Annotated in this window: 18 protein-coding genes; 5 read left to right on the top strand and 13 right to left on the bottom strand. The window is 42.2% G+C overall.

Features of this window, described 5'->3' with window-relative positions:
* Positions 1-545: 545 nt before the first annotated feature.
* On the bottom strand, positions 546-1,916 hold the full coding sequence (rlmD, locus tag QRD39_RS09175) for a 23S rRNA (uracil(1939)-C(5))-methyltransferase RlmD (RefSeq protein WP_285956300.1): 1,371 nt from the start codon (positions 1,914-1,916) through the stop codon (positions 546-548).
* A gap of 212 nt (positions 1,917-2,128) precedes the next feature.
* On the opposite strand from rlmD, the gene QRD39_RS09170 reads away from it, so the two are divergent.
* Genes QRD39_RS09170 through QRD39_RS09160 form a run of 3 tightly spaced genes read left to right on the top strand, consistent with a single transcriptional unit; the run spans position 2,129 to position 4,718 of the window.
* Positions 2,129-2,677, top strand: a complete 549-nt coding sequence (locus QRD39_RS09170) for a carboxymuconolactone decarboxylase family protein (protein WP_002888987.1) — start codon at positions 2,129-2,131, stop codon at positions 2,675-2,677.
* Between the two features lie 46 nt (positions 2,678-2,723).
* Entirely contained in the window at positions 2,724-3,788 is a 1,065-nt protein-coding gene (locus QRD39_RS09165) for an acyl-CoA dehydrogenase family protein (RefSeq protein WP_285956299.1), read from the top strand.
* A gap of 15 nt (positions 3,789-3,803) precedes the next feature.
* On the top strand, positions 3,804-4,718 hold the full coding sequence (locus QRD39_RS09160; protein ID WP_285956298.1) for a TDT family transporter: 915 nt from the start codon (positions 3,804-3,806) through the stop codon (positions 4,716-4,718).
* A gap of 38 nt (positions 4,719-4,756) precedes the next feature.
* On the opposite strand, the gene QRD39_RS09155 is transcribed toward QRD39_RS09160, so the two are convergent.
* From QRD39_RS09155 to QRD39_RS09100, 12 genes are all read right to left on the bottom strand, one after another.
* The gene (locus QRD39_RS09155; protein WP_285956297.1) at positions 4,757-6,190 is read right to left on the bottom strand and encodes an LCP family protein; all 1,434 of its coding nucleotides are present in this window, start codon (positions 6,188-6,190) and stop codon (positions 4,757-4,759) included.
* An 11-nt stretch (positions 6,191-6,201) separates the two neighbouring features.
* On the bottom strand, positions 6,202-7,026 hold the full coding sequence (gene pheA, locus QRD39_RS09150; RefSeq protein WP_285956296.1) for a prephenate dehydratase: 825 nt from the start codon (positions 7,024-7,026) through the stop codon (positions 6,202-6,204).
* Positions 7,017-7,508 (bottom strand): shikimate kinase, encoded by a 492-nt coding sequence (locus QRD39_RS09145; RefSeq protein WP_285956295.1) that lies wholly within the window; start codon positions 7,506-7,508, stop codon positions 7,017-7,019. The genes pheA and QRD39_RS09145 overlap by 10 nt, the downstream gene beginning before the upstream one ends.
* The gene (gene aroA, locus QRD39_RS09140) at positions 7,501-8,784 is read right to left on the bottom strand and encodes a 3-phosphoshikimate 1-carboxyvinyltransferase (RefSeq protein WP_285956294.1); all 1,284 of its coding nucleotides are present in this window, start codon (positions 8,782-8,784) and stop codon (positions 7,501-7,503) included. The genes QRD39_RS09145 and aroA overlap by 8 nt, the downstream gene beginning before the upstream one ends.
* Before the next feature lie 80 nt (positions 8,785-8,864).
* Positions 8,865-9,815: an L-lactate dehydrogenase gene (locus QRD39_RS09135; protein WP_285956293.1), complete on the bottom strand. Its 951-nt coding sequence runs from the start codon at positions 9,813-9,815 to the stop codon at positions 8,865-8,867.
* Positions 9,816-9,869: 54 nt separating this feature from the next.
* Entirely contained in the window at positions 9,870-10,208 is a 339-nt protein-coding gene (locus QRD39_RS09130; protein ID WP_285956292.1) for a YlbF/YmcA family competence regulator, read from the bottom strand.
* Positions 10,209-10,217: 9 nt separating this feature from the next.
* Positions 10,218-11,324, bottom strand: coding sequence for a prephenate dehydrogenase (locus QRD39_RS09125; RefSeq protein WP_008534131.1), 1,107 nt, complete (start codon positions 11,322-11,324; stop codon positions 10,218-10,220).
* Positions 11,325-11,353: 29 nt separating this feature from the next.
* On the bottom strand, positions 11,354-12,520 hold the full coding sequence (aroC, locus tag QRD39_RS09120) for a chorismate synthase (RefSeq protein ID WP_143567891.1): 1,167 nt from the start codon (positions 12,518-12,520) through the stop codon (positions 11,354-11,356).
* A complete protein-coding gene (aroB, locus tag QRD39_RS09115; RefSeq protein WP_285956291.1) occupies positions 12,521-13,588 on the bottom strand; it encodes a 3-dehydroquinate synthase in 1,068 nt (355 codons plus the stop codon). It abuts the gene before it with no gap.
* Positions 13,589-13,600: 12 nt separating this feature from the next.
* Positions 13,601-14,458, bottom strand: coding sequence for a shikimate dehydrogenase (locus QRD39_RS09110; protein WP_285956290.1), 858 nt, complete (start codon positions 14,456-14,458; stop codon positions 13,601-13,603).
* On the bottom strand, positions 14,448-15,125 hold the full coding sequence (gene aroD / locus QRD39_RS09105; protein ID WP_285956289.1) for a type I 3-dehydroquinate dehydratase: 678 nt from the start codon (positions 15,123-15,125) through the stop codon (positions 14,448-14,450). Before aroD ends, QRD39_RS09110 begins: the two co-directional genes overlap by 11 nt.
* Positions 15,122-16,285 (bottom strand): class I SAM-dependent rRNA methyltransferase, encoded by a 1,164-nt coding sequence (locus QRD39_RS09100; protein ID WP_037608756.1) that lies wholly within the window; start codon positions 16,283-16,285, stop codon positions 15,122-15,124. Before QRD39_RS09100 ends, aroD begins: the two co-directional genes overlap by 4 nt.
* A 161-nt stretch (positions 16,286-16,446) precedes the next feature.
* Between QRD39_RS09100 and QRD39_RS09095 the strand changes: the two genes are divergently transcribed.
* Both QRD39_RS09095 and QRD39_RS09090 read left to right on the top strand, forming a co-directional pair.
* On the top strand, positions 16,447-18,627 hold the full coding sequence (locus QRD39_RS09095) for an LTA synthase family protein (protein WP_285956288.1): 2,181 nt from the start codon (positions 16,447-16,449) through the stop codon (positions 18,625-18,627).
* Between the two features lie 157 nt (positions 18,628-18,784).
* Positions 18,785-18,970, top strand: coding sequence for a hypothetical protein (locus tag QRD39_RS09090; RefSeq protein WP_008534122.1), 186 nt, complete (start codon positions 18,785-18,787; stop codon positions 18,968-18,970).
* Positions 18,971-19,180 lie beyond the last annotated feature (210 nt).

Genomic DNA, 19,180 nt, shown 5'->3' with positions numbered 1-19,180 from the left:
ACTGATTTCAAGGTTTTTATAACGTGTTATTGTATCACCTAATTTCTACTGATTTCCATAGATCAAACCTTTCGTGATTTTTTCATATAGGTGGGTACGTTTCTATTCCCTCAAACTCCTTGTCAATGGAAATAAAAACGTACCCACAGTGTAAATGGAAATAGAATTTGAGAATTCCTAACTATCACTTCCACTCACTCCAAAAATTACTTACTCTAATACTTCCCCACCATAAAGCAAAAAGCCTTGCAATCAAGGCTTTTCATTATCCCTTTCGTTCAAAGGTTCTAGGCTTTTACGAGCAAAGCTACACACTCCACGTGGTGCGTTTGCGGGAGTTCAAAGCTCCAGTGGAGCTTTGAAGCATCTCGCCTTGAAATATAAAAGCGAGATGTTTAACTGCGTTTTACCAATAGACTTACACACTCGGCGGTTCGCTGTTACCGTATCGTTTCGTCGTAAACTCCTTACTCTACGACAGCTATGCCCCAGGGCACCTTCTCGACCTTCAATCTCACCTTGTCGCATGGGCGGAGCATCTACTTCTACTTCGCTGAAGTCTCAGCTCGTACAAGTAGTGATACCGCCTCAACATGATGCGTCTGTGGAAAAAGATCAACCGGCTGGACTTTCTTCAATTCATAACCCAACTCTTGATAGCGTTTGATATCACGCGCCATTGTTGCTGGGTTACATGAGACGTAGGTAATCTTTTCAGGTTGCATGGCAACACTGGCTTTAATAAAGCTTTCTGTCAAGCCCTTGCGTGGTGGGTCCACAATGATAACGTCTGGTTTGATGCCATCCTTGCTCCACTTGGCCATGGCATTTTCGGCTGAGTCCGCCACATAGTGGGCGTTAGTAATGCCGTTGCGTTCTGCATTTTTCTTAGCATCTTCGACGGCTGTTTCGATGACTTCAACGCCATAGACTTCCTTGACCTGTTTGGCGAACGACAAACCGATTGTCCCGATTCCTGAATAGGCATCAATAACAATGCTGTCGCTGTTTAGGTCTGAGAAGTCAATGGCTGTTTGATAGAGTTTCTCAGCCATTTCGGTGTTAACCTGATAGAAAGACTGGGCAGAAATCTCATAGTCATTACCCAACATACTGTCTGTGATGGTGTCTTGACCATAAAGGGTGCGGAACTCCTTGCCAAAGATGGCGTTAGTGTTCTTATCGTTGATGTTTTGGATGATAGAAACAACATTTGGGAAGGCTTCCGTAATCTTAGCAATGACTTGGTCAATACGGAAAATTTTTGGTCTAGTCGTTACAAAGACCAGCATCATCTGACCTGAATAGTGGCCACGACGAACCACCAAATGACGAATTAACCCTGTCTGCTCCTTCTCATCATAAGGTTTGAGGTCATAGCGGCGAAGAAGATCACGGACAAAGACAATGAGTTTATCAATTTCCTTGTCTTGGATGAGGAAATCTTCAATTGGAATCAAGTCGTGAGAATTCTTGCGGTAGAAACCTGTTTCAAGCTGACCTTTAACACGGCGAACGGGCACTTGCGCCTTATTACGGTAGGCGTAAGGCGTCTCCATCCCCAATGTTTCAGCGACCTCTACATCTGAGATACCTGCTGTCTTATAGAGGTTGTCCACAACTTGTTTACGCTTGAACTTAAGCTGCTCCTCGTAATTCATATGCCCAAAATCAGCAATCCCTGAACGGAGGTAGGTCGCATCAATATCCTGATTACGATTTGGTGAAAGGGTCACATACTCCTCAACCTTACCAAAGCCGATATTTTTCTTGAGCTTAAGCACGCGCATCTTGATGACTTCACCTGGGAGGGCATTATCTACGAAAAAGACAAAGCCGTCCACCTTGGCAACGCCTGCTCCTTCATGTGTCAAATCGACAATTTCAACTTCTACAATAGCGTTTTTATTTAACATAATTCAACTTTCTTTACTCTTATAGGGCTTTAGAGTTGCCTAAAAAGCCACTTGCTACCCTCCATTATAGCACATATAAATTAAATTTATGGCTGGCTATAAATAATATAGATTTTTCAGAAAAGTCAAACAGTGCTATCATAGATACATGACAAAAAAATACACGACTCAGCCACTGGGCTGGCTGTCGTTTCTATATAAGGAGAATAATCATGCCAGATATTACCATTCATACAATCGAAACTGCACCAGAAGAAGTTAAAGACGTCCTTCAAACAGTCAAAGATGCTAATGGGGGATTCATTCCAAACTTGATTGGTCTCCTTGCTAATGCGCCAACTGCGCTTGAAACTTACCGTACTGTCGGTGAAATCAACCGTCGCAATTCATTGACACCAACTGAACGTGAGGTTGTTCAAATTACAGCCGCTGTTACTAACGGATGTGCTTTCTGTGTGGCAGGTCACACAGCCTTTTCAATCAAGCAAATCCAAATGACGCCTCAACTTTTGGAAGCCCTTCGTAACCGAACACCAATCGAAGACGATCCAAAACTTGATACCCTTGCTAAATTCACTATTGCCGTGATTAATACCAAAGGTGCTGTTGGTGACGAAGCCTACAATGACTTCTTGGAAGCTGGCTACACTGCACAAAATGCCCTTGACGTTATCTTGGGTGTCAGCCTTGCTAGCTTGTGTAACTACGCTAACAATCTCGCACAAACACCGATTAACCCTGAACTTCAAGAATTCGCTTAATGCAAAGATAAACTGATAAAGATAAACTAGAGGAGGATCTAAGCCTATGTCACATTTTTCAAAAGAATTCATTACTTGGTTGGACACCAACGCTGACCATATCGACCAAGAGTCTGGACCAATTGCGGACCAGCTTCTTGAAAAAATCGCTGAAAACGATGTCTTTAAAATCGGCGTACCTGCTGAGTTTGATGGCCTAGGTGGTGGACCTACTCAAGTTGTTGATGTGCTTAATGAATTGGCACAACATTCTTTGACAGCTTCTTTCATTTCTTGGGGGCACCGTACCTTCATCGACTATATCTTGGCTAGTGACAATGCTTACCCTCGTGAAACCTGGTTGAAAGAATTGTATACCGGTGAGCGTGCTGGTGGAACTGGCTTGTCAAATGCTGTCAAATTCTTGTCTGATATTGAAGAATTGAATGTGACCCTCAGTCAAGAAGGTGATGACTATTACCTCGATGGTCGTTTACCTTGGGTGACTAATCTTCGTTCAGATAAATTCGCTGCTCTCTTTGCAGCTGACTTTAAGGACGGTAGCCAACCTTGGATTATTACTATTCCATCTGAAGCTGAAGGTCTGAGCCGTTCTGAAGATTTGGAATTTGTTTCCCTTCAAGGGGCTAACACTGCTTCTCTTACTTTCGATCATGTTAAACTCGATCCTAATTGGGTCCTTTCAAAAAATGGTACTGACTACATTGCCAAAACACGTCCAAACTTCCTTGGCTTCCAATTCGGTCTCGCCTTTGGTTTGGCCCAACGTTCTCTTGACGAGGTTGAAGCTAGTCTAAACAGTAACCGCAGTGTTCTCCGTGGCGAATTTGAAGCTACACGTGACAACCTTCTAGCTATTCAAGACCAACTCTTTAAAGGGCTTAATGATGCTAACTACTTTATCGAAAGACCACGTGAACTTTTCCAATTGCGTATCGATATTGTCGATGTCGTAGCCAGCAGCCTACTCCTCGAACTTCAGGCTAGTGGTGGTCGTGGCTATTTGAAAGAATCTGAGTCAAGCTTTATCCGTCGTTGGAATGAAGGCGTCTTCCTTCCAATTGTATCTCCGAGTGCGGTACAGCTTCGTCACATTCTTGCAGCTAGCTAGAAAGACTGTGGACCAATGAAGGTATTTCTCAATAAAATTCCCTTGGCCCTATCTAGTCTGGTACTTGCCCTCTTTAGTTTATCCAATCAAATAAGTCAACTTACCCTGATTGCTCAGGGTATTTGGCTTGTAGCCGTTTTTGGCTTTTTCCTAGTGCTAGGACGCCTAATCATCGGCTATAGACAAACTCAAGAAGATTTGCACAATCCAGTCATAGCTTCGGCCTTCCCTAGCTTCTTTATGGCTGCCTTTCTCTTTGTCAGTCGTCTTCCGCTGGATCAACTTGGCTTAAGTGTGGCTTGGATTGGGCTCCTTGGACTATATATTGCCTATATCATCTTTTTCAGTCTGCGTTTTCTCCGCCCTCTAGCCTTAGATCAAGTCTATCCAAGCTGGTTCGTGGTTTATGTAGGCCCTGCGATTAGTCTTGTAACCGTCCCAGATGCTATTCCGAACAGTATCAAGGGGCTTATACTAGGGCTAACGGGACTGACGACTCTGGTCCTCTTTCCACTTATTTTATGGAGAATGAAACAGATAGCCATTCCTAAACTATATCAGCCTATACTTGCCATTTTAGCAGCACCTCTGGCCCTTCTCATTACGAGCTCAATTAAGAGTGGTCAAAGACCTGAAACTATCCTCTTAGTCGGCCTGCTTGTCTTCTCCCAAGTTTTCTTTTTCTTCGCCTTGGGACTCTTTGCCAAGCTTGTCAAAAAAGGTTTTATCCCACTCTTTGCAGCTTTTAGCTTCCCCTTGGTTAACAGCGCCAATGCTTTCAAGGCAGCTACCACTAGCCTTAAGCTCATGAATCCGATGACCCATCTGATTTATCTAGCCGAGCTCTTACCAGTTCTTGCCATTATGGTATATTTGCTCTATCATTTTCTGAAGCTTTTGTATCATGCTCTTATAGCGGACGCACACTAAAAACAAGCCTGTTCACACTGAACAAGCTTGTTTTTTTCTTATCTAAATCCTAATTTCTTTAACTTAGCCTGGTAACTGTCAAAATCAATTTCAATACCTTGACCGCCGTAGAGGTCATAGTTATCTACCCAATCACCATCTGATGGAATGGTTTGAGAACTGATACCATTTTTGAAACTACCGGCATTTGAAAGACCCAAATCCAACATTTCTGTCATGCTCATATTGGTTGAGGTCAGAGAGTAAACCTTCCCTAAAGCCTCAGGTCCCTTGAAAAGACTAAGCGGATTTTTAACTTGCTTCATCATAGCTTGAATGACTTGTTGTTGACGCTTGGTACGGCCATAATCCCCTTCATCATCCTTACGAAAACGGGCATAGTTCAGAAGGGTGCGCCCATCCATATTTTGTTCACCAATTTTGATGGTTTGATTTGGCACATGACCATTCTTGTCCATTCTCAAATCATCTGGAACTTTGACTGAGGACACTTTTTTACCATCAACAGTGGAGAATTTGGCATTGATTTCCACACCATTCGGAAATAAGGTATCAATCCCCGTCGCAAAGGTCTCAAAGTCAACCATAGCGTAATACTTAATATCTATGTCAAAATTCCGCTTGAGCGTCTCACGTATGAGTTCTGCCCCTTGATGGTTATTTTGCTCACCAATATTGAAGGCTGAATTGAGTTTCAAGTCTTGAGAATACTCTGATTCTGAAGCGCCTTTAATATTAACCAAGGTATCACGCATAAAGCTGACCATCTTGATTTTACCTTCCTTATTGCCCACATTGATGACCATGATGGAGTCCGTTCTAGCATCTGTAGATTCCTGACTCACACGTTGGTCCGAACCAAGGATAAGGATATTAACCCCATCTCTAGTATCCTTGCCGTTAAAGGTCTCAACTAAGGCAGGCTGGTAGGATTTACCGTTATTTCCGGCCGCAGATAGGTCTGTCCCCTTGTAAAATTGATAGGCCATAGCCAGCACCAAAAAGACAACACCAAGACTTAAGCAACTAAGCACTAGCTTAACGACTTTCTTGAGTCTTCGCTTTTTCTTTGGTCGCTTCTTCTTAGCTGGTTGAGGGCTTGGTTTAGAAGCAGTTTTTGAGATAGGACGTCCTTTTTTAGGAACTTTTTTTCGCTCAGGTCTGCTTTGAGGGGCCTCCTCTCGATAAATGGGGAGTCCTTCGTCTGTCAGCTGATGAACATTCTCATAATCAGGCTCCCGATAGCTTTCCCGACGATTGTCATAAGGCTGTCGCCAAGCGGCTTGATAGTCATCCTCTCTTTGCTCCTGATACCTTCCATAGGAACGCTCCGCTTCATAAGCATCCAACTTACTTTGCAGATAATTGAATTCCGAAGCCTGCTGCCCATTGAGGTAAGCAAGATTTTTTAAAAGATAGCTGTAACGTAACCGTTCATGATGCGTAAACGGCCCATTGTTAGATTTGGTCATAAGATTTCCCTTTAAATTTCATATACCTGGTAAGCACCCAAGATTTTATATCCAATTCCAACTGCAGTTAACTCTTCAAGAGCAAACTGAGCCAACTTCTTCTTTGTATAATCACAATCAATGATAAAGAAATATTCGCCAAGCACAGTCTTCAAAGGACGACTTTCAATCTTAGTCAAGTCAATGCCTCGCCAAGCAAAGGTAGACAGGGCTTTATAAAGCGCACCCGGCATATTGTCAGGCAAGGTCAAGGCCAGCGTTAATTTACAATCAATCTGATGAAGAGGAATCTCAGGAACAGAGTTTCCAAGCACCCAAAAACGGGTATAATTCTTCTCAATTTCTTGGATATCCTTGGCTAAAATTTCAAGACCATATTCCTCAGCAGCAGCACTAGGTGCGATGGCTGCATAAGGTTGATCAGGATTTTCAGCGACAAAGCGAGCGGCAAAGGCTGTACTGGCTGTTGTTTCAATCTTAGCCTTGGGAAAGTGCTGTTTAATGTACTTCTTCCCTTGAGCAATTGCCTGAGGGTGTGAAAAGATTTTCTCAATCTTCTCATGATGCTTAGTCGCCATCAACTGCTGCTTGATGGGCTGAACAATCTCTGCCACAGCACGAATATCGGCCTGATGGAAAAGATAGTCTAAACTCTCATGAACAGAGCCCTCAATGGAATTTTCCACCGGAATGACCGCGTAATCCACACGTCCCTCTTCATAAGACTTGATAACCTCAGTAATGGTGCCTAATGAAACCAATTCTGCCTCAGGAAAAGCCTTTAAGGCTGCATTATGTGTAAACGACCCACTTGGGCCCAAATAACCTACATACATTTGATAAACCTTGCTACTTCTTCTGGCGTTCGGTTATCAACTGTGACAACCAAATCTGCTAAATCTTGATAGAGTGCCATTCGACCGTCGTAAATAGCCTTAAAATCCTCTTTTGAATGATTGAGAAAGAGGGGGCGTTGATTTTTGGTATCCTTTTCAATGCGATCATAAACCACATCGAAAGAAGCATGGAGCCAAACGTTATGTTTCCGATTCTTCATCAAGAGCTGACGATTATGCTCCGTTACAACGACACCACCTCCAGTAGAGATGATGACATCATCTCCCTCTTGGAGAAGTTCTTCCAAAGTCTCAGACTCAATCTGACGAAAGGCTGCCTCACCTTCTTTGGCGAAAAAATCAGCAATGGACATGCCGATTTTTTCTTCGATGACCTGATCCATATCTACAAAACGGCCATCCAAGTAAGGAGCGACAGAACTCTTTCCAACCCCCATAAAGCCCAATAGAACCTTAGCCATGAATCAATCCTTCCAAATCACTAAAGAAGCTCGGGTAGCTAGTATTGATAGCTTCTGCACGTTGCAAATCAACTTCACCATCTTGTACCAAGAGAGCCGCAATGGCTGTCATCATACCGATACGGTGGTCACCAAATGTATTGATCTCTGCCCCATGAAGAGCTGTCTTACCAGAAATAATCATCCCATCTTCAGTTGGAACAATATCAGCACCCATAGCATTCAAGGCATCAGCTACCACCTGAATACGGTCTGTTTCTTTGACCTTGAGTTCTTCAGCATCACGAATCACTGTCTTGCCTTGGGCTTGTGTCGCCAAGAGTGTGATAATAGGAAGTTCGTCAATCAAACGTGGAATAATATCCCCGCCAATCTCAGTTCCTTTAAGTTCGGAAGTTTCAACAGTAATGGTCGCAGATTTAGCAACCTGGTCAATATCTGAAAGGGTTATCTTACCACCCATATCTTTGATAACATCGATAATACCAGTACGAGTTTCATTGATGCCGACATTTTCCAAGACAATCTTAGAGTTAGGCACCACGAGTCCAGCTACCAACCAAAAGGCCGCTGAAGAAATGTCCCCTGGAACCACAACTTCTTGAGCAGTAAAGCTTTGGCCACCAGAGATACGGATCTCCTTACCATCTACCTGAAGCTGACCACCAAACTGCTGAATCATATCTTCTGTATGATTACGTGTTTTTTCCTTTTCAATAATGACAGATTCACCATCAGCTTGAAGGGCTGCAAAAATAAGGGCAGACTTAACCTGAGCAGAGGCCACTGGCAATTGGTAATGAATGGGGTTAAGGGACTTGCTGCCGTGCATTTTCAATGGTGGCAGATCACGATCCGTTTGACCTGATACTTCTACTCCCATCTGACGTAAAGGAATAGTGACACGGTCCATAGGACGTTTTGAAAGAGAATCATCTCCAAACATCTCTACCTCAAAATCTTGACCGGCAAGCACACCTGAAATCAAACGAATCGATGTCCCAGAGTTCCCCATATCCAATTTATTTTGTGGAGCCTTGAGACCGTCAAAACCAACACCGTGAATGCGTACCACATCACCGTCATCTTCAATAGTCACACCCAAATCACGAAAGACCTGCATGGTTGAGAGGACGTCTTCACCTCGTAAAATATCACGAACAGTAGTCACACCTTTGGCAAGACTTCCGAACATAATCGAACGGTGACTGATTGACTTGTCACCAGGGATGCGCAAGCTACCATGAAGACCTTGGGCCTTGGTTTCTAGTTTCATAGGTTACTCCTAAAAATTTTTATAGTTACTCCATTATACCATATTTGAAGGCCTAGCCATAGACTGAATTGTCAAAATATTCACTCGTTTGTATTAGAATACTTATTATTTAGGTAGGCAAAAGACTCTTCAACACGATTCCTTATCAAAGTAGCTGATTCTTCCAAAAGGTGATTTTCCTCTGCTGTCAAAGACAAGTGAACAGGAGCTGCTACCCCTTGACGGCCTAGGATAACAGGATAGCCAAGATAGGTCTGGTAAGCTTCCTGATAGCTAGAGACTGCTACTTCTTCTAAACCATCTGAGAGGACAATTGCCGCCAATCGAAGAGCTGCACTGGCAATTCCATAAGAGGTATAGCCCTTACCATAAAAGACCTTGTGGCCACCCTTCATGGAAGCCATAAAGAGTGCTTGACGTTCTTCTTGGCTTGTTAAAGCTGTAATATCTTGGCCTTTCACCTTAACCTGACTCCAGGCTGTGAACTGAGAATTACCGTGTTCTCCAAGATTATAGCCTGAAACTGATTTAGGATTAACATTAAGATCATCTGCCACTGCTGCCTTCATACGGGACGTATCAAGCAACGTTCCTGTTCCAATGACACGTTCCTTTGGCCAACCAGTGAATTTTTGGTAAAGAGCTGATACGGCATCAACAGGATTTGAAATAACCACAAGGACACCTTTAAAATCCAACTTTTTGAGTTCTTGAGAAACGTGATAGACTGCTTCTCGGGTAAATGGAAATTCAGCAAAACGATCTTCACCAGCATTATGCTGCAATTGAATATTACCAAGCGATGAAATAATCACATCAGCATCTTCAAGGGCTGCATAATCGTTGACCACAATCTTAGCATAGCTAGGCAGATTGGCCATAGCATCCTTAAAATCCTGAGCATCTGCTTCAGCCTTTTTATCATTGATATCAATAAAGACATAACTATCGGCCAATCCTTGAGCGATTGCCCCATGAGCTACTGCAGCACCAACATTTCCCATTCCAATAATTCCAATTTTACGAGCCATAATTTACCTCCTTTAATGCAGAAAGAGCCCTGTCAATCGACAAAGCTTCTCTTATTAACTATTCAATTCTTGCAAAGGTTTGAAGATGATACCTTCAATATCATTCAAATAAACTGACAAACCTTGTTGTGCAGCCAAGTATTCTTTCAAAAGGGCGTTAGCTTCCACTTTTCGTCCGAGTTCTTGAACAGATGCTTGTTCTTCAGCCGTTGGCATTTTGCCAGCTTGCATTTTGGCATAGAAATCCTCTTGGAAGTCAGTGAACTCTTTGAAAAGCGCACTAGCTTCAGCATCAGCTGCAATAGCTTCTTTTTTCTCTACCAAAGTTTTGTACTCAGGAAGGGCACGAATGCCACGTTCCAACTCATTTGCTAAATCATAAATATTTGTCATTGTATTCTCCTAGGCGATCACCACATGATAGTCTGTATTGGCTTCAATAACAGTCTTAGCATGCGTGCGATCTTTTTCATTTTTAAAAGTAATTTGAAGGATACCGTGAATATCTTCACGATTTTCTTCATTGATACGTAGGTTAACCAAAGACGTTCCTCGCAACAATTCCATAATGCTGAGGATAACGTCCTCACGGTCAGGCACATCCACAAAAATATCGAAGGCACTTTCCACGCCACCCTTTTTGTGGATTTCCATCTCTTTGCGTTTCTTGCGACCGTTGTCAAAGAACTCCCATATAGCATTCTCATCCTCAGCCTTAATCAAATCAGCCACATGGTCCAAACGCTTTTTGAAATCTTCAATACGATCCAAAACGGCAGGCCCATTAGTCATGAGAATAGAAGCCCACATACCAGGTTCACTCTCAGCAATACGAGTCATATCTCGGAAGCCCCCTGCCGCAAAGTGATTGGTCATCTCGTGACCCTGAGCATAATCAGCCGCCTGTTCCATGAGACCTGAGGCTAAGAGATGTGGAAAATGACTGATTTGACTGGTTACACGATCGTGTTCAGCTGCATCAATCTCAACATAACGTGACTTCAGCCCAGACAAAATGTCCTTCAGTTCAGGAATGGTTGTCTCTTTAGTTAAACGTGTCGGTGTGAAAATGTAATAAGCATTCTCAAAAAGGGTCACATCGGCTGCAATGGCACCTGATTTGTGAGAACCAGCCATAGGATGGGAACCTACAAATTGAACATTTTTTCCTGCTAGGAAATGCTCAGCTGCCTCAACAATATCAAGCTTGGTTGAACCGGCGTCTGTGATGATGACATTATCTTTCAAGTTCAAGTTGGCTAACTCTTTCAAGTAGGACACTGTTTGCTTGATAGGCACAGCCAAGATAATCACATCCGCCAACGGAGCAAACTCCTTGAAATCATTTGTTGCTCGGTCAACAATCCCACGCTCCAGCGCAATATTTCGAGAATAGTCAGAGCGATTATATCCAAGAATCTCATAATCAGGATGATCTCTTTTAATTCCGAGACCCAAAGAACCTCCAATCAGACCCAAGCCTGCGATATAAATCGTTTTCTTACTCATTACTACTCCCATCTTTTCATTGATGCTGCTTAAAAGTTTTTCACATAATCACGGTGACGTGCCACCGCTTCTTTCAATTCTTCCAAATTATCAGAAGAGAATTTTTCCAAGATTTCATTGGCTACGACTGTAGCAACCACCGATTCCATAACGACACCCGCTGCCGGTAAGGCCGTAGGATCTGAACGTTCAACAGTTGCCTTATATGGCTCGTGAGTTTCGATATCCACAGACATCAATGGCTTGTAGAGGGTTGGAATTGGCTTCATAACCCCACGGACTACAATTGGTTGGCCATTGGTCATACCACCTTCAAACCCACCAAGGTTGTTGGTGCGACGCGTATAGCCGTCTTCTTCATTCCAGAGAATCTCATCCATGACTTGAGAGCCCTTGAGGTAGCCATCCTTGAAACCAAGACCAAACTCGACACCCTTGAAGGCATTGATGGAAACAACTGCTTGGGCAATCTTGGCATCAAGTTTTGTATCCCATTGCACATAAGAGCCAAGACCCACAGGGACACCCCCAACGACCGTTTCAACGACACCACCAATGGTATCACCTTCTTTTTTGATTTGGTCAATGTAATCTTTAATTTCTTGCTCACGCTCTTGGTTAACAACTGAAATTTCTGACTGTTGAGCCAACTCCTTGATTTGAGCGACCGTCAAATTCTCAGGCACATCAATTTCCTTACCACCAAAGACCACCACATGGTTGGCAATTTCAATATCAAGCTCAGCCAAGATACGTTTAGCGACAGCACCAACCGCCACACGCATAGTCGTTTCACGCGCACTAGAACGCTCCAAAGAATTACGTAAATCATCGAAACGGTATTTCATACCACCAACCAAGTCAGCATGCCCAGGACGTGGGTGAGTGATTTTACGTTTGGTTTTCAAACGGTCCTCAATGTCTTCCACTGCCATGATATCCAACCATTTTTGATGGTCCTTATTGATGACATGGAGGGTAATTGGAGCCCCTGTAGTTTTCCCATGACGAACACCAGAAGTGATTTCAACCTTATCAGACTCAATTTTCATACGGCCACCACGACCATAACCACCTTGGCGGCGTTTCAAATCACCATTGATATCTTCAGCCGTCAAGGGAAGACCAGCTGGAACACCTTCGATAATTGCTGTTAGACGTGGTCCGTGAGACTCACCTGCTGTTAAATATCTCATTTATTTCTCCAAGTATTCTTTCATTTCAACCAAAGGAATCTGATTGATAGCTGCCTTACCGATTTCTGGAACGATAACAGTCTTAATGCTATTACCACGAGCCTTTTTATCATGTGTGAGAGCAGTATAGAGCTCCTCAACACGCCATGGCTCATAATCTACTGGCAAACCAAATTTGGCGCACATCTCGGCAATTTGACGAGTGATACCCTGAGGCATTAGTCCTTTTTCCTCAGCCACACGTGAAATCTGAACCATTCCGATAGCCACCGCTTCACCGTGCATGACCTTACCGTAACCAGCGGTTTGTTCAACAGCGTGCCCAATCGTATGACCAAAGTTGAGGTACATACGAACCCCACCTTCGAACTCGTCTTCAACGACAATTTTACGCTTCACATTACATGAACGGTAAATGATAGTTTCTGAGTTTTCTAAAATACTGTGAACTGAACCATCAATGCTCTCAAGGAGGTTCCAAAGTTCAGAATCGTCAATCAAACCGTATTTGACAACCTCACCCATACCTTCAATCAATTCACGTTTACCAAGTGTATCAAGGACATTAGGATCAATCAAGACCCCATCAGGTTGAGCAAAGGTTCCCACAATATTCTTAGCGAAAGGCGTGTTCACACCTGTCTTACCACCAATAGATGAATCCACCTGGGCAGTTAGACTAGTTGGGACCTGAACAAAGTGAATCCCACGCATGTAAGTTGAAGCGACAAAGCCTGCTAGGTCGCCAACAACGCCACCACCAAGAGCGACAATCCCATCACTACGTGTCATGCCATTCTTAATCAAAAATTCATAAGCCTTGTTAGCAGTCCTAAGATTTTTACTTGCTTCACCTTCTAGGAAATCAAAAACGACAACCTCAAAGCCCTCATGCTCCAAGCTAAGCTTAACTCTTTCAGCGTATAAACCACCCACATGGTTATCTGTAATAAGCGCAATCTTTTGTGGTTCCCAAAGTGACTTAACCCATTGACCTACCATCTTAAGAGCTCCCTTTTCAATGATAATGTCATAAGGGTTATGTGTTAAATTTACCTCTAGTTTCATCGTTGTCCCCTCCTAGCTATTGTATATCTTTTCTAATTCCTGCCAAATAGCGTCTGTCGGCATGTCCTTACCCGTCCATAGTTTAAAGGCACCTGCTGCTTGATGCAGTAACATTCCCAAACCATTTACGGCTTCTAGCCCCTGTTGTCTAGCCAAGGCGAAGAAAGGCGTTTCAAAAGGCTGATAAATAATATCCGCAATCAAAAGCCCCTTAGGAAATATAGTATCTTTGGCGATTGGCAAGGATTTTCCATCCATACCTACACTTGTCGCATTCACCAATAAATCGGCCTGGCCTAGTTCTTCTTGGAAATAGTCAACATCACTTAAAGCATGAAATTCCAAGTGACCATCCGTTTGGTCCATCAAGGTCTTAAAACTGTTTTTTGCCTTATCCAATGACTGGGGACGAACATAGATACTGACCTTTTTGGCACCGTCAAGAACAGCTTGCGTCACAATAGCCTTAGCGGCACCCCCAGCACCCAAAATCATTAGATGAGCACCTTTAGGACTGAAATTCTTGAGGCTGGCAAAAAAACCAAAACCATCTGTATTATGACCAATCAAATGGCCATCACGATTAACAACCGTATTAACCGCACCAATCAATTGTGCTGCAGGACTAAGCTCATCCAAAAAAGGAATGACCTTCTGCTTATAAGGCATAGACAGATTGATACCGAACATATCATAACGTCTAATATTTTCAACAGTCTCAGCCAGATCTGACTCTGGAATTTCCCAAGCAAGATAGACACCATTCACTTGTGTCTTTTCAAAAGCTAAATTATGAATAAAAGGAGAAATGGAATGTTTGATTGGATTGGCAACGACAGCAGCTAAGCGTGTATATCCATCAATCTGCATTCAAAACCTCCCTAACCTTTCGCATATCTGCCAAACTAACTTGGCCCGGTGCACTGGCATTATCAAGACTAGCAAAGGTCCATGATGAGCCTACCAAATCACCTGCCAAGCGAGACAAACGACCAAGTTTACCCATTGACATGGTAGCAAACTCCTGATTAGGATTGTAAGCCTTAAAACCACGTGTGAAATTTAGAAGGTCAAGAACATCTTGCTCATGTTGTGGCATAACAGCCACCTTAACGACTCGTGGCGTCAAATTCGTCATTTCAGACAGGAGCTCCATAAGATTTTCTGGGGTCTCGTTGAAATTATGATAAGACAACACCAAATTTGAATACCCGAGCATCTGATCAAAGACTTCCTTGTGAGTAAAGTACTCAAAATCAATATAGTCTGGTGAATAGATAGCAGACACATCATTGATAAGCGCCACATACTCTGCATCGGTCAACTCGATCTTTCCGCCCTCACGTGTTGTACGAATGGTAAAGATAATCTCAAAACCGGCAAATTTCTCGAAAATAGCCGGTGCAACCGTTAAAATACTATCCTTATCCAAAAAATCTGCACGCCATTCAATAATATCTGCCCCAGCAAAACGAGACAATTCAAGCGCTTGTGCCTCCTCTAAGCTAGTAGGCATAATTGGAACTACAATTTTCATTTATTTACCCTTATTGTATATACTTTCAAATAGTTTGATGCTGGATCATTAGGATTGACGGTGAAATCCGCTGGCAATTGTTGCAGGTTAACAAAATCCGCTGAAACATCACCCAGACCCTTACGCAGTTGCTTTTTAAACTGTTGCACAGTCATATTAGCTGCATTAGTACTTGCGATGATTGTTCCACGCTCTGTCAGGATATCAAGACTCTGCGCAATCAACTTATGATAATCCTTACTCGCTGAGAAGGTGCGTTTCTTGTTACGAGCAAAACTTGGTGGATCAATAACGATAAGATCGTAGGTCAAGCCTTTTTTCTTGGCATATTTGAAATAATCAAAAACATCCATTACGACGAGGCGATGATTATCCATACTAAAACCATTAGCCTTAAAATGTGCTGTGGACAATTCACGTGACCGCTTAGCCAAATCGACTGAAGTGGTCTCAATTGCACCTCCCATAGCAGCAGCAACTGAAAAAGCTGCCGTATAAGAAAACATATTTAAGACAGATTTGCCAAGAGCCAAACCATTAACTAAACCATCACGAACTTCATGCTGATCAAGAAAAATCCCTGTCATCAACCCATCGTTGAGGAAAACTTCATAAGTTACTCCATTTTCCAAAATGGTAAAAGTATCAGTCGCCTCTTTTCCAAAAAGATGGTCCGATTCAAAATCAAGACCCTTAAAACGGATTTTTTCATAGCCTCCCAAAACCTCAGGAAAGACCGTTTGAAAAGCCTCTACAATAACATCCTTCAAGGAATAAACAAAGGCATTGTACCATGAAAAGAGGGCATAATCTCCATATAAATCAATGGTGAGGCCACCAAAGTCATCTCCATCTTGATTAAAGAGACGAAAAGCTGTCGTCAACTCATTGTCATAGTAAGTCTGGCGTTTAAGCTTAGCCTGTTCAAAAAGCCTCTGAAAATAAGCCAGAGTCAATTTTTGCTTTTTATTAGAGAGAAACCAACCTATACCTTTATTTTGGCTAGACAAATAGCCCGTTCCTAAAAAAGTCTTAGACTGGTTATAAAGATAAATCAACTGATTGTTTTCACTTACATTTGGAAAATCTTCAGCTAAAAGCAATTGCTTTCCTTGTTTGATTTTTTTCTCCGCAATGGGACTTACCGTCAATATACTCATGTTACTATTATACCAAAAAAATCCTCATATTTCTGTTTCATGACTAGATTTTAGCAATTATATGTCAAGGAATATCACACCAGATGGCAGTAAATTTTTGAGAGTCATTTTGTTATTTGGTATAATGATTAGGATAATATAGAATCAAAGGAAGTATTGCTTTGAAAAAATTAATTGACGCCTTTTGGAAAGGAGTGTCATCAAGACTTGGATTCGTCCTCTTGTTGCTCTTTTTCTACTGGCTAAAAACCATATTCGCTTATTACGTCAATATTAATCTTGAGTTGGAAAGCAAGTATCAGGTTATGCTTTCGCTGATTAATCCCATTCCGCTAGGGTTAATGCTTCTAGGATTGGGGCTTTACTTCAAGAAACGACGATTCTTTTATAGCATCACGATTGCTATTTATGTCATCCTTAACCTTCTGCTCATTGCCAATGTGGTCTACTTTGGAGAGTTTACGGACTTCATCACGGTAAATACCATACTAGCGAGCTCCAGCTCAGCAGCAGGACTTGGAGACTCAGCCAAGAACCTTTTTGAACCAAGTTATATCTTTTACTTAATTGATATTCCTTTCTTCATTTATGCTGGCTTTAGAAAGAAACTCCAAACAGACAGTAAACCCTTTAATAAACGAGCTAGTTTTGCTGTTACAGCACTGGCGACACTCCTTCTATCGGTTAACCTTTTCTTAGCAGAAGTTAACCGAGGTGAGTTGCTAACACGTGGTTTCTCAAACAACTATATTGTTCGTGCTATGGGGATTCCCTTCTTTACTGCTTATTCTGGTAACTTGACTTATCAGGCTTCGCAAGCTCGTTCTTCTGCAACAGCGGAGGATATGAAAAAGGTTCAAGCCTATGTCAAAGAACACTACGCTGCACCAGATCCTAAGTATTTCGGAATTGCCAAGGGGAAAAATGTCATCGTCATTCACTTGGAAAGCTTCCAACAGTTCCTGATTGATTACAAACTTCAAGTCGACGGTAAGTCTTATGAAGTAACCCCATTCCTCAATTCCATTTACCATTCAAACGAGACCCTTGCCTTTTCAAACTTCTTCCACCAAGTCAAGTCAGGGAAAACCTCTGATGCCGAGACCTTGATGGAAACGTCTCTTTTTGGACTTAGTACAGGGTCATACATGGTCAACTATGGTGGTACAAACACAGCCTATGCTGCTCCGTCTATTCTTGCTCAAACAGGTGGCTATACATCCGCTGTATTCCACGGAAACACTGGATCCTTCTGGAATCGAAATAACACCTACAAACAGTGGGGTTATAACTATTTCTTTGATTCCTCAGCCTTCACTGAGAAAACCGAGGAAAACTCCTTCCAATATGGCCTAAATGATAAGTATATGTTCCCAGGTTCTATCAAATACTTGGAACAAATGCAACAACCTTTCTACGTTAAATACCTAACCGTATCTAACCATTACCCATACACTTCGTTGTCAGGCGATGAAAAGGAACAAGGTTTCCCACTTGCTGAAACAAAAGATGAAACCGTTAACGGATATTTTGCAACAGCTAACTACCTTGACTCAGCTATCAAGGACTTCTTCGATTACCTCAAGGCTACTGGTCTTTATGATAACTCCATTATTGTGATGTACGGTGACCATTACGGTATCTCTGATACACGAAGCAGTAATCTGGCTGATCTTCTTGGAAAAAATTCTGAAACATGGTCTAACTATGACAAAGCCATGCTTCAACGTGTCCCTTATATGATCCATATTCCTGGATATACCGGTGGTGGCATCTCTAACACCTTTGGTGGCGAAGTGGATGCCCTGCCAACACTTCTTCATATTCTCGGTGTCGACACTAGCTCATACATTCAGATGGGGCAAGACCTTTTATCACCTGATAATAAGCAAACCGTCGCATTTAGAACATCTGGACAGTATGTGACTCCTCTATACACTAGCTATTCTGGTAGACTTTATAACACTCAAACAGGTGAGGAAATCACCAATCCTGATGAGACGACAAGGAAAAACAACGAAGCCATTCGTAAGGCAGTGGCAACTCAGCTTTCTATGAGTGATGCTGTCCAGACCGGTGATCTCCTTCGTTTCTACACACCAAATGGCTTGAAACACACTGACCCAAGCACCATCTCTTATACCAAACAAATGGAACAATTAAAAGAGAGAAATAAAAAGCTGAAAGATAAATCAACTAGCCTTTACAAACAAAAAGGCAATCACTCAACAGCTGACCTATTCAAGACACCGTCTTACAAAGAACTTCACCCAACTGAACCCGAAAATTCTGGTTCAAGTTCTAGTTCTTCCGAACAAAGCTCATCCACTGTACAAGAATAGGCCCTTAAGGCAGTCCAATTAGGACTGCTTTTTTAGTTTACCAACACTTAGATGAAATGCTAATTCCTTAGATAATCCCCTCAGACATATTTCTTGCTAGTTTTCTACAAGCATGATTAAATAGGATTTATAAGAAAACTTTTAGAGGAGAACAGACATGAATCCATTGGAATTATTTAACCAAGTGAAAGAAATGATCGAGAAAAAAGATTTCGAAGCTGCCAAAACATTTGTCGAGGACAATAAAGATAATTTAGGCGAGTACTTCGACCAAGCAAAAGCTCTTGTTTCTGGGAATGAAATGATTAGTGGTGCTTTAGACAAGATTAAAGGATTATTCTAAGCCTAAATCCCCTCAATCACATTAGGGTTGAGGGGATTTTTTATTCAGAAGACTTATTGAAAAGTGTTAGATACCTGACGTTTTATGAGTTTATCAACCTTACCCCTTTCTTGACCCTCGGATAGCAAAAAAGGGCTCTATAATTTCTGTAGTGGGTAAAACCACCATAGAGATTATAGAGCTTTTTGAATGCAGACAAAAAGTCCCATA

The sequence above is a fragment of the Streptococcus raffinosi genome (assembly GCF_030284685.1).
In the GTDB taxonomy this organism is placed as follows: domain Bacteria; phylum Bacillota; class Bacilli; order Lactobacillales; family Streptococcaceae; genus Streptococcus; species Streptococcus raffinosi.
Note: the sequence above shows the minus strand (reverse complement) of the source record. Positions and strands in the feature narration are given on the sequence as shown.

Coding starts and splice junctions, on each gene's coding strand:
- rlmD (WP_285956300.1), bottom strand. CDS start 1,916: ATGTTAAATAAAAACGCTATTGTAGAAGTTGAAATTGTCGATTTGACA.
- QRD39_RS09170 (WP_002888987.1), top strand. CDS start 2,129: ATGCCAGATATTACCATTCATACAATCGAAACTGCACCAGAAGAAGTT.
- QRD39_RS09165 (WP_285956299.1), top strand. CDS start 2,724: ATGTCACATTTTTCAAAAGAATTCATTACTTGGTTGGACACCAACGCT.
- QRD39_RS09160 (WP_285956298.1), top strand. CDS start 3,804: ATGAAGGTATTTCTCAATAAAATTCCCTTGGCCCTATCTAGTCTGGTA.
- QRD39_RS09155 (WP_285956297.1), bottom strand. CDS start 6,190: ATGACCAAATCTAACAATGGGCCGTTTACGCATCATGAACGGTTACGT.
- pheA (WP_285956296.1), bottom strand. CDS start 7,026: ATGTATGTAGGTTATTTGGGCCCAAGTGGGTCGTTTACACATAATGCA.
- QRD39_RS09145 (WP_285956295.1), bottom strand. CDS start 7,508: ATGGCTAAGGTTCTATTGGGCTTTATGGGGGTTGGAAAGAGTTCTGTC.
- aroA (WP_285956294.1), bottom strand. CDS start 8,784: ATGAAACTAGAAACCAAGGCCCAAGGTCTTCATGGTAGCTTGCGCATC.
- QRD39_RS09135 (WP_285956293.1), bottom strand. CDS start 9,815: ATGGCTCGTAAAATTGGAATTATTGGAATGGGAAATGTTGGTGCTGCA.
- QRD39_RS09130 (WP_285956292.1), bottom strand. CDS start 10,208: ATGACAAATATTTATGATTTAGCAAATGAGTTGGAACGTGGCATTCGT.
- QRD39_RS09125 (WP_008534131.1), bottom strand. CDS start 11,324: ATGAGTAAGAAAACGATTTATATCGCAGGCTTGGGTCTGATTGGAGGT.
- aroC (WP_143567891.1), bottom strand. CDS start 12,520: ATGAGATATTTAACAGCAGGTGAGTCTCACGGACCACGTCTAACAGCA.
- aroB (WP_285956291.1), bottom strand. CDS start 13,588: ATGAAACTAGAGGTAAATTTAACACATAACCCTTATGACATTATCATT.
- QRD39_RS09110 (WP_285956290.1), bottom strand. CDS start 14,458: ATGCAGATTGATGGATATACACGCTTAGCTGCTGTCGTTGCCAATCCA.
- aroD (WP_285956289.1), bottom strand. CDS start 15,125: ATGAAAATTGTAGTTCCAATTATGCCTACTAGCTTAGAGGAGGCACAA.
- QRD39_RS09100 (WP_037608756.1), bottom strand. CDS start 16,285: ATGAGTATATTGACGGTAAGTCCCATTGCGGAGAAAAAAATCAAACAA.
- QRD39_RS09090 (WP_008534122.1), top strand. CDS start 18,785: ATGAATCCATTGGAATTATTTAACCAAGTGAAAGAAATGATCGAGAAA.